13 protein-coding genes are annotated in these 15,479 nt (G+C 69.2%); 1 reads left to right on the top strand and 12 read right to left on the bottom strand.

Translation table 11 applies throughout. From position 1 onward, the window contains the following. From murC to C5B96_RS04635, 12 genes are all read right to left on the bottom strand, one after another. On the bottom strand, positions 1 to 1,424 hold a 1,424-nt coding region (gene murC, locus C5B96_RS04690; RefSeq protein ID WP_104243446.1), incomplete at its 3' end, for a UDP-N-acetylmuramate--L-alanine ligase. Positions 1,425 to 1,458: 34 nt separating this feature from the next. Continuing rightward, positions 1,459 to 2,565 carry a glycosyltransferase gene (locus tag C5B96_RS04685; protein ID WP_104243444.1) on the bottom strand — a complete coding sequence of 369 codons (1,107 nt, stop codon included), beginning with the start codon at positions 2,563 to 2,565 and terminating at the stop codon, positions 1,459 to 1,461. Beyond that, complete coding sequence (gene ftsW / locus C5B96_RS04680) at positions 2,562 to 4,031, bottom strand: putative lipid II flippase FtsW (RefSeq protein WP_104243448.1); 1,470 nt, start codon at positions 4,029 to 4,031, stop codon at positions 2,562 to 2,564. Before ftsW ends, C5B96_RS04685 begins: the two co-directional genes overlap by 4 nt. Further along, entirely contained in the window at positions 4,000 to 5,523 is a 1,524-nt protein-coding gene (gene murD / locus C5B96_RS04675) for a UDP-N-acetylmuramoyl-L-alanine--D-glutamate ligase (RefSeq protein ID WP_233189000.1), read from the bottom strand. Before murD ends, ftsW begins: the two co-directional genes overlap by 32 nt. Then, entirely contained in the window at positions 5,520 to 6,617 is a 1,098-nt protein-coding gene (gene mraY, locus C5B96_RS04670) for a phospho-N-acetylmuramoyl-pentapeptide-transferase (RefSeq protein WP_104243440.1), read from the bottom strand. The genes murD and mraY overlap by 4 nt, the downstream gene beginning before the upstream one ends. Beyond that, complete coding sequence (murF, locus tag C5B96_RS04665) at positions 6,614 to 8,041, bottom strand: UDP-N-acetylmuramoyl-tripeptide--D-alanyl-D-alanine ligase (RefSeq protein ID WP_104243438.1); 1,428 nt, start codon at positions 8,039 to 8,041, stop codon at positions 6,614 to 6,616. Before murF ends, mraY begins: the two co-directional genes overlap by 4 nt. A gap of 3 nt (positions 8,042 to 8,044) precedes the next feature. Next, positions 8,045 to 9,586 (bottom strand): Mur ligase family protein, encoded by a 1,542-nt coding sequence (locus C5B96_RS04660; RefSeq protein WP_104243436.1) that lies wholly within the window; start codon positions 9,584 to 9,586, stop codon positions 8,045 to 8,047. A 16-nt stretch (positions 9,587 to 9,602) separates the two neighbouring features. Beyond that, positions 9,603 to 11,384 carry a penicillin-binding protein 2 gene (locus C5B96_RS04655; RefSeq protein ID WP_104243434.1) on the bottom strand — a complete coding sequence of 594 codons (1,782 nt, stop codon included), beginning with the start codon at positions 11,382 to 11,384 and terminating at the stop codon, positions 9,603 to 9,605. Between the two features lie 40 nt (positions 11,385 to 11,424). After that, a complete protein-coding gene (locus tag C5B96_RS17320; protein WP_158507115.1) occupies positions 11,425 to 12,138 on the bottom strand; it encodes a hypothetical protein in 714 nt (237 codons plus the stop codon). Continuing rightward, a complete protein-coding gene (gene rsmH, locus C5B96_RS04645) occupies positions 12,135 to 13,088 on the bottom strand; it encodes a 16S rRNA (cytosine(1402)-N(4))-methyltransferase RsmH (protein WP_104243432.1) in 954 nt (317 codons plus the stop codon). The genes C5B96_RS17320 and rsmH overlap by 4 nt, the downstream gene beginning before the upstream one ends. Before the next feature lie 104 nt (positions 13,089 to 13,192). Beyond that, on the bottom strand, positions 13,193 to 13,624 hold the full coding sequence (gene mraZ, locus C5B96_RS04640) for a division/cell wall cluster transcriptional repressor MraZ (protein ID WP_104243430.1): 432 nt from the start codon (positions 13,622 to 13,624) through the stop codon (positions 13,193 to 13,195). A 176-nt stretch (positions 13,625 to 13,800) separates the two neighbouring features. Further along, positions 13,801 to 14,196: a DUF3040 domain-containing protein gene (locus C5B96_RS04635; protein ID WP_104243428.1), complete on the bottom strand. Its 396-nt coding sequence runs from the start codon at positions 14,194 to 14,196 to the stop codon at positions 13,801 to 13,803. Positions 14,197 to 14,309: 113 nt separating this feature from the next. Between C5B96_RS04635 and C5B96_RS04630 the strand changes: the two genes are divergently transcribed. Continuing rightward, positions 14,310 to 15,440 (top strand): polyprenyl synthetase family protein, encoded by a 1,131-nt coding sequence (locus C5B96_RS04630; RefSeq protein ID WP_104243426.1) that lies wholly within the window; start codon positions 14,310 to 14,312, stop codon positions 15,438 to 15,440. Positions 15,441 to 15,479: the final 39 nt, after the last annotated feature.

Below are 15,479 nucleotides of genomic sequence, written 5' to 3'. Positions count from 1 at the left end.
CACGTGGCGTACATCGCGGACTGGCAGGCGGCGGCGGGGGCGCGCAGCGCCTCGAGCAGCTGCGGCACGATGAGGTTCACGTCGCCGCAACCGAGCGTCACCACGAAGTCGCCGGGGCGGGCGATGGAGGCGGTGAAGTCCGCCGCCGCCTGCCAGTCCGCGATGTACGCCACGTGGGCCGGGTCGGCGAAGCGCGACGAGACGGTCGCCCCCGTCACGCCGGGCACGGGGTCTTCGCGGGCGCCGCAGACGTCGAGCACCACGGTGAAGTCCGCCGTGCGCTCCAGCGTCTCGGCGAAATCGCCGGCGAGCAGCTGGGTGCGACTGTAGAGGTGCGGCTGGTGCACCGCGATGATGCGCCCCTCACCGACGACCGTGCGTGCGGCGGCGAGAGCGGCATCCACCTCCGTCGGATGGTGCGCATAGTCGTCGTAGACGCTGACGCCGCGCACGGTGTCGTGCAGCTCGAAGCGGCGGCCGGTGCCCGTGAACGCCGACAGGGCCGAGAGGGATGCCGCGGGGTCGAAGCCGAGCCCGACGAGCACCGCGAACGCCCCCGCGGCGTTCAGCGCGTTGTGCGCCCCGGGCACCTGCAGCTGCCCCGTGTACGTCGACCCGAGGTAGTCGAGCGCGAACGAGACGGGGCCGGCTGCCACGACCGAGTGCAGCCGCACATCTGCCGACGACGCCTCACCGAAGGTGAGCACGCGCGACGCGCTGAGCCGCGACCCGACGCGCAGTGCGCCCGCATCGTCGGAGGAGATCACCACGAGCTCCGAGGCTTCGTCGGCGAACGTCACGAAGGCGTCTTCCACGGCCTCGACCGACCCGTAGTGGTCGAGGTGGTCGGGGTCGACGTTCGTGATGAGAGCGACCGCCGTGTCGTAGAGCAGGAAAGAGCCGTCGGACTCGTCGGCCTCGAGCACGAAGAGTTCGCCCTCGCCCCAGGCCGAGCTGGTGCCGAGCGACGAGATGACGCCGCCGTTCACGAAGCTCGGATCGGCGCCGAGTTCGAGCAGGGCGGTGACGATCATCCCGGTCGACGTCGTCTTGCCGTGCGCACCCGCGACGGAGATGAGGCGCCGGCGGTTGACCAGCCAGGCGAGGGCCTGGGAGCGGTGCAGAACGGGGAGCCCGCGCTGCTGGGCGAGCACGAGTTCGGGGTTGTCGGGCCAGAGCGCGCTGGTCACCACCAGCGTGTCGGCATCGCCGACGTTCGCGGCGTCGTGGCCGACGTGCACGGTCGCACCGAGCGCCCGCAGCTTCTCGGCGGTCTTCGAGTCGGTGCGGTCGGAGCCCGTGACGGTGACTCCTGCGGCCAGGAACAGGCGCGCGATGCCGCTCATGCCGGCCCCGCCGATGCCGACGAAGTGCACGGCTCCGAGGTCGGCCGGAATCTCGAGTGTGAGGTCGGGTTTGATCACGCTGTGCTTCCTGTCGTTCTGCGAGTAGACAACGTTACGCGCCCTTCAAGGCGTGCTCGATCAGGTCCGCTGTTCGCGCCGAGCCGTCGCTGACGCCGGCGGCGAGGGCTGCGGCGGCCATGCGGTCGATACGGTCGCGGTCGGCGAGCAGGGGGATGACGGATGCCCGCAGGTACTCGGGTGTGAATTCCGCGTCGGCGACCAGCACCGCTCCGCCGGCGTTCACCAGGTCGGCCGCGTTGAAGCGCTGTTCGCCGTTTCCGACCGCGTAGGGCACCAGCACGGAGGGCACTCCGAGCGCCGCGAGCTCGGAGACGGTGGCCGCGCCGGCCCGCGACACGGCAAAGTCGGCGGCGGCGAGGGCGAGTTCCATGCGATCGCAGTAGCGCAGCATCCGGTAGCCCGGGATGCCCGGGTCGACCAGCTCGGAGCGGTCGCCGGTGATGTGCAGCACCTGCCACCCGGCGGCGACGAGGTCGGCTGCGGCGCCGAAGGTGGCGGCGTTCAGCTGCTGGGCGCCGAGGGAGCCGCCGGTGACGAGCAGGGTGGGGATGCCCGGCTCGAGCCCGAACAGGGCGAGCCCCTCGGCGCGGGCGGCCGCGCGGGCCGCGCCGGCGCCGGTCGCGGGGTCGCCCACCAGAGCCTGGATCTCGGCGCGCAGCGGCATCCCCACGAACCGGGCGCGCGGCAGCGCCCCCGTGCGGAACGCCACGCCCACGTGCGGCGTGAACCGGGCACCGAGGCGATTCGCGAGGCCCGGGCGGGCGTTGGCCTCATGGATGACCAGCGGCACCTTCGCCCGGCGCGCGGCGAGGTAGGCGGGCGCGGCAGCGTAACCGCCGAACCCGACGACCACGTCGACCTGCCGGTCGCGCATCAGCGCCGCGAGATTCGCGATCACCCGCTTGAGCGCAGGCAGGAACGTGACAGCCGCACCATTCGGCCGCCGCGGGAACGGCAGCTTGGGTATCGTCACGAGCTCGTAGCCCCGGGCGGGCACGAGCCGCGCTTCGAGACCGGTGGCGGTGCCGACCACGATCACGACGGCGGAGGGGTCGCGGCGGCGCAGTTCGTCTGCCGTGGCGAGAAGCGGGTTCACATGGCCCGCGGTGCCGCCACCGGCCAGCAGGTAGGTGGTCACTTCGAGCGCACCACGCGGCGCGGCGAAGGCGTCGGTGTCGCACGCGCGGCGGTCGTCGCGCGACCCGCGCCGGCGAGCCCCTGCGAACGTGAAGCACCGGGCAAGCGACCCGCCGCCGCCACACGTGACGCACCCGGCGCAACGAGGGCCGCGGCATCCGGATCGCCCGCCGTCTCCTTCGTCTGCCCGCGCGCGATCGAGAGCACCACGCCTATCGCGATCAGGGTGGTGATCAGCGCAGAGCCCCCCGACGAGATCAGCGGAAGCGGAACGCCGAGCACCGGGATCACCCCCAGCACCACGGCGATGTTGACGAGCGCCTGGCTGATGATCCAGACCATCACCGAGCCCGAGACGACCTTCGAGAACATGTCCTTCGACGAACGCACGATGCGGAGGAAGGCGATCGCCAGCGCCACGAACAGGGCGATGACGACGAGCGCACCGATCATGCCGAGCTCCTCGCCGATGATCGCGAAGATGAAGTCGTTGTCGGCCGCGGGCAACCACGACCACTTGGCCTTGGAGTTGCCGAGGCCGACCCCGAAGAATCCGCCGTTGGCGAGGGCGAACAGACCGTGCTGGGTCTGCCAGCAGCTGTCGGCGTAGTCGGTGCAGCCCTCGCTGAGGAATGTGCCGATGCGCGAGACCCGGCTGGCGCTCGACATGGCGATCACCGCGATCGCCGCACCGCCGAGAATCAGGGGCACCACGAACATGCGCAGCCGGATGCCGGCGAAGAACAGGGCGCCGAAGAGCAGGCCGGCCATGATCATCACGGTTCCGAGGTCGCCGCCGGCCATCACCAGCAGCACGGCGCCACCGGCGACAGGGATCACCGGGATCGCCACGTGCTTCCAGAGGTGGAGGTAGCGCTGCTTCTTCGCGAGGATGACGCCCATCCAGATGACGAGCCCGAGCTTGATCAGCTCCGAGGGCTGGAGGCTTACGCCGCCGACGTTCAGCCAGTTCAGGTTGCCGCCGACCTTCACGCCGAGAGGAGTGAACAGCACGACGAGCTGCAGCCCGACGCCGCCGGCCAGGGCGACCCAGCCCCAGCGCTTCCAGAAGCGCATCGGCAGGCGGGAGATCACGAGCATCAACGGCACGCCGATGAGGGCGAAGACCCCCTGCTTCCAGAAGGTGCCGAAGAAGCCCTGGCGCGCGGTGTAGGAGTCGATCGACGACGACGAGAGCACCATGACGAGCCCGAGCACGACGAGGAAGAGCGTGGTGCCGAGCAGGAAGTAGTAGTTGCTCGACTCGGCCTGGAACACCCGGTTCACCGAGATGCGCGCCGTGCGGGCCCGGGTGCGGTCGGCCAGGCTGGGGCGGTTCGCTCCGGCTCCGGATGCCGCGGCGGAACCTGCGGGGCGGGTGCCGGTGCGGGGCGCCGTGGCCGACGTCGCGGCCGATGCCGAGGGAACGGACGGTTTACGAGGGCGAGTGCCCTGTGGGCGGCGCATCGTGTTCGTCAGCTGCCCCACCTCCAAGAAAATCGCGTACTGCCCGGGCAAATCGTTCGCCCCGGTCGGAGTAGTCGACGAACTGGTCCATCGACGCTGCGGCCGGAGCAAGCAGCACCACGTCTCCGGGCACAGCTGCTGCGGCTGCCAACCGCACGGCGGCCGACATCACTCCCTCAGTCTCTGGGTCGCCGACCTCGAACAGGGGCACCCCGGGCGCGTGTCGTTCGAATGCCTTCCTGAGAGGTTCCCGATCCACGCCGATCAGCACGGCGGCCCGCAGCTTCGACGCGCGCGCCTCGACGAGCGGGTCGATGTCGACGCCCTTCAGCAGCCCCCCGACGATCCAGACCACCGACTCGAACGCACCGAGCGACGCGTTCGCTGCGTGCGCATTCGTCGCCTTGGAGTCGTTCACCCAGGTGATCCCGTCGGCTACCGCGACCTGCTCGATGCGGTGACGGTCGAGTTCGAAGATGTCGAGGGCGGCGCGGATCGCCTCGATCGGCACCCCGAACGATCGGGCGAGTGCCGCGGCGGCGAGGATGTTGGCGACCGTGTGCGGCGCCCCGAGCCCGCGCGCGGCCAGGGCCGAGACGGTGGTGATCTCGAGCGCGGTCGTGCGGCGATCCTCGGTGAACGCCCGGTCGCAGAGGATGCCGTCGACGACCCCGAAATCGCTGAGCCCCGGCACGCCGAGCCCGAAACCGATGGCGCGGGCGCCGTCGATCACCTCGGCCTCTTCGACCATGGCGATGGTGCGGGCATCCGACCTGTTGTAGACGCAGGCCACCTTCGTGTTCGTGTAGACCCTGGCCTTCGCCGCGGTGTACGCCTCGAACGAGCCGTGCCAGTCGAGGTGGTCTTCGGCGACATTCAGGCAGACCGCCGCGTGCGGCGACATGCTGAAGGTCGAATGCAGCTGGTAGCTCGAGAGCTCGACGACCAGAACGTCGAAACCCTGGGGGTCACGGATGGCGTCGAGCACCGGGATGCCGATGTTGCCGCAGGGCGCGGCCCGCAGGCCGCCCGCGACGAGCATGGTCGCCGTCAGCTGGGTCGTGGTGGTCTTGCCGTTCGTTCCGGTGATCGCCACCCACTTGGCAGGCTCGCCCACCTTGTCCCGGAGGCGCCAGGCGAGTTCCACATCGCCCCAGACCGGGATTCCCCGCGCGGCAGCCCAGAGGAGCACCGGATGATCGGGGTGGAAGCCCGGCGACACGACGAGCACCTCGGGGTCGAGGTCGACCAGGGCGGGGGGCGCGGCATCCAGAACCGCATCGAGCACCAGGCCCGCACCGATCACCTCGACGAGACGCACCTGCGAATCGTCGGCGCGCTGGGCGACGACGAGCACGCGCGCACCGAGTTCGACGAGGGTGTCGGCGACCGAGAAACCGGTCTTGCCGAGGCCGAGCACGCCGACCCGCAGGCCGCTCCAGTCGGAGTGCCAGCTGGTCAGGGATGCGAGGCGGTCGGTCGTGTCAGTCAATCCTGCAGGATCCATTCGAGGTAGAAGGCGCCGACGCCGGCTGCCACGCAGAGGCCAGCGATGATCCAGAAGCGCACCACGATGGTGACCTCTGCCCAGCCCTTCACCTCGAAGTGGTGGTGCAGCGGGCTCGCGCGCCAGATGCGCTTGCCGCCGGTGAGACGGAAGTAGGTGAGCTGCACGACCACCTGGCCCGCGACGATCACGAAGATGCCGCCGATCAGGATGAGCAGCAGTTCTGTGCGGCTCTCGATGGCCAGGGCAGCCAGCGCCCCGCCGATGGCCAGCGAACCGGTGTCGCCGAGGAAGATCTTGGCGGGGTTCGTGTTCCACCACAGGAAGCCGATCAGCGCACCGGCGACGGCCGCGGCCACCACGGCCAGATCGAGCGGCTGGTTCACGTTGTAGCACTTGAAGGTCACGTCGGGGTCGAGCGTCAGGCTCGCACACGACTGGTTCGCCTGCCAGAAACCGATGATGACGAACGAGCCGATCGCGAGGATGGCGGAACCGGGCGCGAGACCGTCGAGACCGTCGGTGAGGTTCACCGCGTTCGACGTCGCCAGCACGATCAGCACGATCCAGACCACGAAGGCGATCGTTCCGGCGATCACCCCCCACTGAAGGAAGTCGAAGTCGAGGTCGCGGATGGCGGAGATGTGCGTCGAGGCCACCGTCAGGCCGTTCGGCCCCTGGGCGTTCATCGCGATCAGGGCAAAGCTGCCCCCGACCAGCAGCTGGCCGACCAGTTTCGCCGTCGGGCCGAGGCCGAGGCTCCGCCGGTTGCGCACCTTCAGGAAGTCGTCGATGAACCCGACGATGCCGAGGCCCACCATCATGAACAGCACCAGCAGCACAGAGACCGAGGGCGGGTTGCCGGTGACCAGCAGTGCCCCGAAGTAGCCGAACAGCGTCGCCAGGATGATGACGATGCCGCCCATGGTGGGCGTTCCGCGCTTGACGTGATGAGACGCCGGGCCGTCGATGTTGATGTACTGGCCCCAGGCCAGCTTCTTGAACAGCCTGATGAAGACAGGGGTCATGAACAGCGAGAAGACCATCGAGAGGCCGCCCGCACCGATGAGTGTGATCATGCGAAGAGCTCCCCCAGCCTGTCGCCGAGAAAACGCAGCCCCGCCGAGTTCGACGACTTGACCAGTACGACATCCCCCGAACGCAGTTCGTTCGACAGCCGATCGTACGCCTCGTCGGCGGTGTCGAAGAACTCGGACTCGCCGTCCCACGAGCCTTCGTGCGTCGCCGCCAGGTGCAGCGCGCGGGCGCCCTCACCGACGACGAAGATGCGCTCGATGCCGAGCCGCACGATGGTGCGGCCGATGCGGTCGTGCTCCTCGAGCGAGAACTCGCCGAGCTCGCTCATCTCGCCGAGGATCGCCACGCGCCGGATGCCTTCACCCGAGATCTGGGCGAGGGTCTTCAGCCCCGCGAGCATCGAATCCGGGCTCGCGTTGTACGCGTCGTTGATGATGGTGACCCCCTGGGTCGAGGGCAGCACCTCCATTCGCCAGCGTTCGGCCCGCGTCACCGACTCGAGCCCGGCGACGATCGACTCCAGGGGCACCCCGACGGTGTGGGCGACGGATGCCGCGGCCAGGGCATTGGTGACGTGGTGCTCGCCGAGCACACCGAAGTGCACCCGCTCCGACTCACCTGTCGGCAGGGTGAGCGTGAAGTCGGTGCCCTTCGCCGTCTGCAGGAGTTCGGATGCCCGCACTCCCGCAGTCGCATCGAGGCCGAACCACAGAACCTCGGCGCGGGTCTTCTCGGCCATGCTCTCGACCCGGTAGTCGTCGAGGTTCAGCACCGCGACATCCGTCGGCAGCAGGTCGGTGACCATCTCGGTCTTCGTCGCGAGCGTCTTCTCGATACCGCCGAACTCGCCGGCGTGGGCCAGGCCGACCGTCAGCACGACGCCGATGTCGGGGCGGGCCATGCGCACCAGCCGGGTGATCTCGCCGGGAGCACTCGCGCCCATCTCGGCGACGAGGAACCGGGTCTCCGGCTCGACCTTCAGCATCGTCAGCGGAGCACCGACCTCGTTGTTGAACGAGTCGCGGGGGGCGATCGTCGGTCCGTGCTGTTCGAGGATGGCGCGCACCAGGTTCTTCGTGGTGGTCTTGCCGTTCGAGCCGGTGATGCCGATGACGGTGAGCACTCCGAGCTCGCGGATGCGCCGGATCACCTCTGTGGCCAGCATCCCGAGCGCCTCGACCGAGTTCGCCACGATGATCTGCGGAACGGTCAGGTCGTCGGTGACGTGCTCGGCGATGACGAGGGCCGCGCCGTTCGCGATGGCGGCGGGAATGTAGAGGTGCCCGTCGCTGAACTCGCCGGGCTTGGCGACGAAGATGCCGCCCGGCACGATCTCGCGGGAGTCGGTGTCGACGGCGCCGTTCACGACGGAGATGCCGGAGGTGCCCTCCTGCACAGCGTGGTCGCCGAGAACGAGGGTGCCGCCCACGATGCGGGCCGTGTCGTCAAGGGTGAGGTCGAGCATGGGTCAGAGCCATCCGGATTCGTGGAGCGCGAGGCGAGCGTCGTCTCGCGCGGAGTAGGGAATGTGCACGCCGGCCACCTCGTGGTAGTCCTCGTGGCCGGGGCCGGCGTAGAGGATCGCGTCGTCGGGTGTCGCGACGGCCAGGGCCTGCCGGAACGCGTCTCGCGGGTCGGCGACCTCGTAGAGCTCGCGCGAGGGCACGGCCGCGCGCGCCGCATCGACGAGCACCTTCCGGATCGCCGCGGGGTCTTCGTTCCGCGGGTGGAAGTCGGTGACCACCACGACGTCGGAGAGCCGGGCGGCGATCTGGCCCATCTCGACGCGCTTCGAGGGGTCGCGGTCGCCGTCGGCGCCGAAGACCATGATGATGCGCCCGTCGGTCACCCGGCGCAACGAGTCGAGCGTGCTGGTGAAGGCGTCGGGGCTGTGCCCGTAGTCGATGAACACGGCCGGCCCGGAGTTCGCGATGCGTTCGGCCCGCCCGGGAATGTAGACGTCGATGCCGCCGTCTCGGGTCAACGCCGCAGCGATGTCGGCGAGCGGGTAGCCCGCCTCGACCAGCATGACCAGAGCCAGGGCGGCATTCTCGGCCATGTGCCGGCCGAGCACCGGGATCGATGTCGTGATCGACTGGTCGTCGGGCCCGTTCAGGATGAAGCGGGTCTCGTCGATCGTCTCGCGGAGGATCGCCGCATACCAGTCGGCGGCCTTGCCCGGGTAGGTCGAGAGCTGCACGACAGGGATCGTCGCGGCGCGCGCGAGCTTGGTACCCCACTCCGCGTCGTTGATGACCACGCCGCGCTTCGCCCGCTCGGCGGTGAAGAGCGGCGCCTTCGCCTCGAAGTAGGCCTGCATCGTGCCGTAGTCGTCGAGGTGGTCGTGCGTGAGGTTCGTGAAGCCGACGACGTCGAACACGATCCCGTCGACGCGGTGCCGGGTGAGTGCCTGGGCGCTCGTCTCGATCACGACGGCGGCCGCATCGGCCTCGCGCATGCGGGCGAGCAGACCGTGCACCTCCGTCGCCTCGGGAGTGGTCAGGGAACTCGTGACCGCGTAGTCGCCGATCCGTCGCTCTGCGGTGGTGCTGAGACCGGCGAGTACGCCGAGCTGCCGCAGCACGGCCTCGATGATGTAGGCCACGCTCGTCTTGCCGTTCGTACCGGTGATGCCGAAGAGAAGGGGTGCGTAGTCGGTGGTCTGGTAGACCCAGGCCGACAGCGCCCCGAGGGAGGCCCGGGGGTCGCTGGTGACGAGAACGGGCAGGCCCGAGTGCGCAGCGAGGGCGTGGCCCCGGGCATCCGTCACGATCGCGACGGCCCCCTTCTCGCGCGCATCGCCCGCGAACTGCGCGCCGTGCGCGTTGACGCCGGCCAGCCCCACGTACAGGTCACCCGGTTCGACCGACTTGGAGGAGAGGGTGATGCCGGTCACGGCCAGCCCCTCGATGTCGCCGTGCACCTCGAGGTCGAACCGGCGAGCCAGATCGGGGAGGGGGCGGAGATCGGGGCGTTCGGGTCGCAGCCCGGAAGTGTGCCCTGTCGTCACCTGGCTCCTCGCGAGTTCAATAGCTGGTCGGGTAGTCGGCCGCGGGAACGGTGGAGGGTGCCACGCGGTACTTCTGGAGCACCTGCGACATGATCTTCTGGAAGACCGGAGCCGCAGCTGAACCGTTAGTAATGGTAACCGGCTTCATCAGGTTGACCGAAACGACGTACTGCGGAGCCTCCGCCGGAGCCAGGCCTGCGACGCTCGTGAGGTAGCCGCCTCCGTAGGCGCCCTGGCCGTTGCTGACCTCAGCCGTGCCCGTCTTGGCGGCGACGTTGTAGCCGGGGATCTTCAGCAGCGACGCCGCGTATCCGCCCTGCACGACGCTCTGCATCATGTCGACCGTCTGCTGCGCGGCGGTGCTGGAGACGACCTGCTCGCCCTGCGTGCTGGGAGTCTCGGTGAGGGTGCCGTCGGCGGCCTTGCAGCCCTCGACGAGGCTCACCGGCATCCGCACCCCGCCGTTGCCGAGGGTCTGGTAGATGCTGGCGACCTGCACGGCGGTCGTGGTCAGGCCCTGGCCGAACGACGTGTTCCAGAGGGTCTGCTCGTCCCACTGCGTGGGGTCGCGGATGATGCCCTCCGACTCGCCCGGAAAACCGACCTCGCTCGACTCGCCGAGGTGGAACTTCTTCATGTACTCGTAGCGCTGCTGGTCGGTGAGCATCGCGGAGAGCAGCGAGATGCCGACATTCGAGGAGACCTGCATGATGCCCGTCAGGGTCATCTGCTCCGGGCCGTGCGCTTCGTCATCGGTGATGACCGCGCCGCCGGGTGTCTTGTAGCGCTGCGGCACGACCGTGCCGGTCGTCGGGGAGCCCTTGCCCGCGTCGATGATGGTCGCGGCCGACTCCGACTTGAACGTCGAGCCGGGCTCGAACGGGCGGTCGAAGGCGATGGCGCCCCAGAAGCTCGGGTCGGTCGCGTCGAGGTTGTTCGGGTCGGCCGTGGGGTACTGGGCGACCGTCAGCAGCTTGCCGGTCTTCACCTCGGTGACGACGACGCTCCCCCACTCGGCACCGGTCGCCGTGACCTGCTGCGCGAGAACCTGCTGCGAGTAGTACTGCAGGTCGCTGTCGATGGTGGTGACCACGGTGGAGCCGTTCACCGGCTCCTTGTCGAGAACGGTCGTGTTCGGAATGGCGACGCCGTCTGCGCCCTTCTCATACGTCTGCAGCCCGTCGGAACCGGCGAGGCACTGGTTCTCCTTCTGCTCCAGGCCACCCGTGCCGACGAGCGTGCCCGCATCGTCGTTGCCCATGAAGCCGACGATGTTGCCGGCCACGCTGCCGTTGGGGTAGATGCGCTGCGGGTCGGTCTCGTAGTAGAGCCACGGAATGTCGAGGGCGACGATCGCGCGGTACTTGTCGAGGTCGATGCCCTTGATGATGAGCGCGTACGAGGAGGTCTTGTCGGCCGTCAGCAGGCCGTAGACCGCGTCGGCGGTCTGGCCGGTGATCGCGGCGATCTTCGCGGCCGCCTCGTTCGGTGTCACATCGGGAAGGTCGCCGCCCGTCGTCGGGTCGACGGGGGTGTAGTCCGCGACATCCTTCGGCGAAGCCGTCACGTTGTAGCGGATGACGGTCGTGGCGAGGACGACACCGTTCGCGTCGACGATGTCGCCGCGGGGGCCGTAGATCGCCTGCGGCACGCTCAGCTTGTCGTACGACTGGGCGTTCAGGTCGCTCGCCTGCACCACCTGGATGTCGACGAGCCTGACGACCAGAACCGCGACCAGGGCCACGATCACGACGATCGACACGGCGACTCGGTTGCGGGTGGAACGGGAACTCGTCACGGGCGAGGTGTCCTTACGGTGGAGCCTGTCAGGCGTGCGATCAGTGAGTGGTCGGCGAGGGCAGCTGGCCCTGCCACGGTACTGCGGCGGTCGCGGCAGCGGCGGGAGGCGCGCTCGGGGCGCCGACCGGCGTGCCCGCGGTGGCCGCCGCTCCCTCTGCGCCGGCGGCTGCGGCCGCGGCCGCGGAAGCGGAAGCGGGCGCGGCGGCTCCGGCGGCGGCAGCGGCCGCAGCTGTCGTCAGCGCGTTCGGCACCAGCGACGGCTGCCCGTTCGTGAGCGAGCCCGACGTCGACGAGGCGGTCTGCGGCGTGCCGAGCACAGCGCCGTCGGAGAGGCGCAGGTACGCGGGGTGCACGTTGGCGACCATGCCGAGCGATTCCGCACTGGCGGCCAGGCTCTGCGGGGCGCTGAGCCCGTCGAGCTGCTCGGAGAGCGCGCTGTTCGTACGGTCTATCTCCTTCTGCTGCGACTGCAGGGACTCGATCTCGTACGCGCCGTTCGAGAGCCCGATGCTCAGCATCAGCTGCGCCACGACGATCGCGAACACCCCGACGACCACGACCGCCGCGTAGGCGAGCTTCGGCTTGCGGCGGCGCAGAACGCCCGCCGCGGCGATGCTGAACGGCGACTTCGGGGCGACAGGCGGCGAGTAGTCACCGAGGAACGCGTCGGCGAAGGGATCGGCGTACGGGTCGGCGAGCGCGGTTGCGGAACTGGATGCCCGGGGCAGACGGGTTGGGGCGACACTGGTCATGATGCGACTCTCACTCGCTCAGCCGCGCGCAGTCGCACGGGGGTGGATCGGGGGTTGGCAGCCTTCTCGTCATCGGTGGCGAGTTCGGCACCCCGAACGAGCAGCCGCAGTTGCGCCTGGTGCTCGGGGAGTTCGACGGGCAGGCCCGGCGGGGTGGAGGAGGTGGTCGCGGCAGCGAGCGCTCGCTTGACGATGCGGTCTTCGAGCGACTGGTACGAGAGAACGACCATGCGGCCGCCGAGGGCGAGCGAGGCGATGGCCGCCGGAACGACGGCTTCGAGCGACGCGAGCTCCTGGTTGACCTCGATGCGGAGGGCCTGGAAGACGCGTTTTGCCGGGTGCCCCTGCCGGGCGAGGGCCGCCGGGGTCGCCTTCGAGAGCAGATCGACCAGCTCGGCCGACCTCACGAGAGGGTGGTCGGCGCGGCGCTCCACGATGCGCCGGGCGAAACGGGCAGCCAGGCGCTCTTCGCCGTACTCCCAGAAGATGCGGCGGAGGTCGGCCTCTGAGTACTCGGCGAGAATCTGTTCTGCGGTCAGGTCTGCGGTACCGTCCATGCGCATGTCGAGCGGCGCATCCTTCGAGTAGGCGAAACCGCGTTCTGCCCGGTCGAGCTGCATCGACGAGACACCGAGGTCGAGCAGAATGCCCTGCACGGCCTGGTAGCCCTGCCCCCGCAGAGCATCCTGGATCTCGTCATAGCGGCAGTGCACGAGCTTCGCGCGCTCACCGAACGGCGCGAGCCGCTCCCCCGCCAGCGCCAGCGCCTCGAGGTCACGGTCGAGACCCACCAGTGTGAGGTCGGGAAAACGGGCGAGGAAGGCTTCGGCGTGGCCACCCAGGCCGAGGGTGCCGTCGACGAGCACGGCCCCCGGCTCGCCGATGGCGGGGCCGAGGAGGTCGATAGACCGTTCGAGCATGACGGGGGTGTGGATGCGGGAGATCTCCATGAGAAGCGGGTTCTGAGGCCGTGCCCCCTGATCCCCACCCGAGTCGACCTGGCACCGGGGAAGTGTGTCAGGGCGAACGGCTGGGAGTCACGGGGCGCGGAACATCAGAAGAGTCCCGGAATCACCTCCTCGTCGGTGTCGGAGAACTTGGCTTCCTGCTCGGCGAGGTAGGTCTCCCAGGCCTCGGCGTCCCAGATCTCTGCACGGCTGCCTGCGCCGATCACGACGAGGTCGCGATCGAGGCCGGCGTAGCTGCGAAGTGGTGCCGGCACGGTGACCCGGTGCTGGCTGTCGGGGTTCTCCGCGCTCGCGCCAGACAAGAAGACGCGGAGGTAGTCACGCGCCGTCTTGTTGGTCACGGGTGCCTGGCGGATCTTTTCGTGCACGGTCTCGAATTCACGCGTGGAGAACACGTAGATACAGTGCTCCTGCCCACGGGTCATGACGACACCGCTCGAGAGTTCGTCGCGGAACTTGGCCGGGAGGATGATGCGCCCTTTGTCGTCGAGCTTGGGGGTGTAGGTACCAAGGAACATGCTCCTTCACTCCCCTCATTTCCGGCCAGACTGCGGGTGTGCCTCCACGTTACTCCACATCCCTCCACAATGCTGGTGTTTTCCTCCACAGATCGTTCGAGCCCTCCCTTTCGGGCACAAAAAAAGACCGGCCCGCGGGGGCCGGTCTCTCTCTCAGGTCGTTGTGGGGTGCGAGGCTACTCGTTCTTCTCGTTGCGGTCGTCCCACCGGTCGTTCAGTCGGTCCATGAAGCCGGCCTTGCCGGCCGGCTTGCGTGAGGCACCCGCGCTGGCCGCGCCGGGGGCTGCACTGCCGCCGCGCATACGGCCGAGCGCCTTGGTCGGTCGGAGGGCCAGGAGCACGCCGGTGAACATCACGGCGAAACCCAGGATGCCGACGAGCGGGAGATGGATGACCACCCCGACGATCACGACGGCCAGGCCGACGATGGCGACCAGCACACCGAGAACCAGCGACCCGTAGCTCAGGCGACCTCGCCCGGCTCCGACCGCCGACACGAAATCGGCATCATTGTGATAGAGACTGCGTTCCATCTCATCGAGGAGCTTCTGCTCTTGCTCCGAAAGCGGCATTTCATTCACCTCTAGGTTCGGTATCGACCGTAGTTTCGCAGCTCACCCGCGTGCGGACCGGTTGGTACCGCGCCGTCAAATGATACTGCTGCGATCGTAGCTAGGCTAGGCGCGTGACCGAAAGTACACGCCTGACGAAGTTGGTCGACTCTCACATCGCTGACTTCCTCATTGACCGCGATCCCATTCTCGCCTCTATAGCGAACGAATTGGCGCCTTTCGGCGATTTTTCGCGGAATCTTCTCAGCGGGGGCAAACGGTTCCGGGCGCAGTTCTGCTACTGGGGCTGGCGGGCCGTTCTCGAGCCCGAGATCCGCAGCGCCGAGCAGGCCACGGGGTACGGTTCCGGCCCCGGCGAGTCAGAGTTCCGGGCGCTCGTCGGGCTCTGCACGGCGCTCGAGTTCTTCCACGCCGCAGCGCTCGTGCACGACGACATCATCGACAACTCCGACACCCGCAGGGGCATGCCCGCCGCGCACCGCAGCTTCGAGAACCTGCACACCTCGTCGGGCTTCTCGGGTGACGCCGTGGCGTACGGGCGGGCGAGCGGCATCTTGATGGGCGATCTGCTGCTGGCGTGGAGCGACGAGCTGGTGGGCGACGCGTTGCAGGTGCTCGAACCGGATGCCGCGGCATCCACTCGCCGGGAGTTCAACCGCATGCGCGTCGAGGTGACGCTCGGGCAGTACCTCGATGTGCACGAAGAGGGGGCGTGGCCGGTCGTGCCGGAGGGCGAACTGCTCTCGCGGGCGGAACGGGTCATCGTCTACAAGTCGGCGAAGTACAGCGTGGAGGCGCCCCTGGTGCTCGGGGCGCGCCTGCACGGCGCATCGGCGGAGCAGGTCGCCGCGCTGCAGGCGTTCGGGCTGCCGCTCGGCATTGCGTTCCAGCTGCGCGACGACCAGCTCGGTGTGTTCGGCGACGCGGCCCGCACCGGCAAGCCGTCGGGCGACGACCTGCGCGAGGGCAAGCGCACGGTGCTCGTCGCCCTCACCCGGCAGACGCTCTCGGCCGGCAGCCGTCGCATCTTCGACGAGATGCTCGGCGACCCCGACCTCACGCCGGAGCAGATCGCGACCCTGCAGGCGACGATCGTGTCGAGCGGCGCAGCAGACCGGGTGGAGGCGCTGATCGCCGGGCACGTCGACGACGCGCTGGCTGCGCTTGCTGCCGCGCCCCTGGCCGAGCCGGCGAAGATCGAGCTCGCGGCGCTCGCGCGCCGCATCACGCAGCGCGACGCGTAGCCGCGCCCCCGCCGCGCCGAGGCCCCCTGCGCCGGCCGC

Source organism: Subtercola sp. Z020, assembly GCF_002931235.1.
In the GTDB taxonomy this organism is placed as follows: domain Bacteria; phylum Actinomycetota; class Actinomycetes; order Actinomycetales; family Microbacteriaceae; genus Subtercola.
The sequence above is the reverse complement of the archived record's forward strand: the minus strand, read 5'-3'. Positions and strand labels throughout refer to the sequence as shown.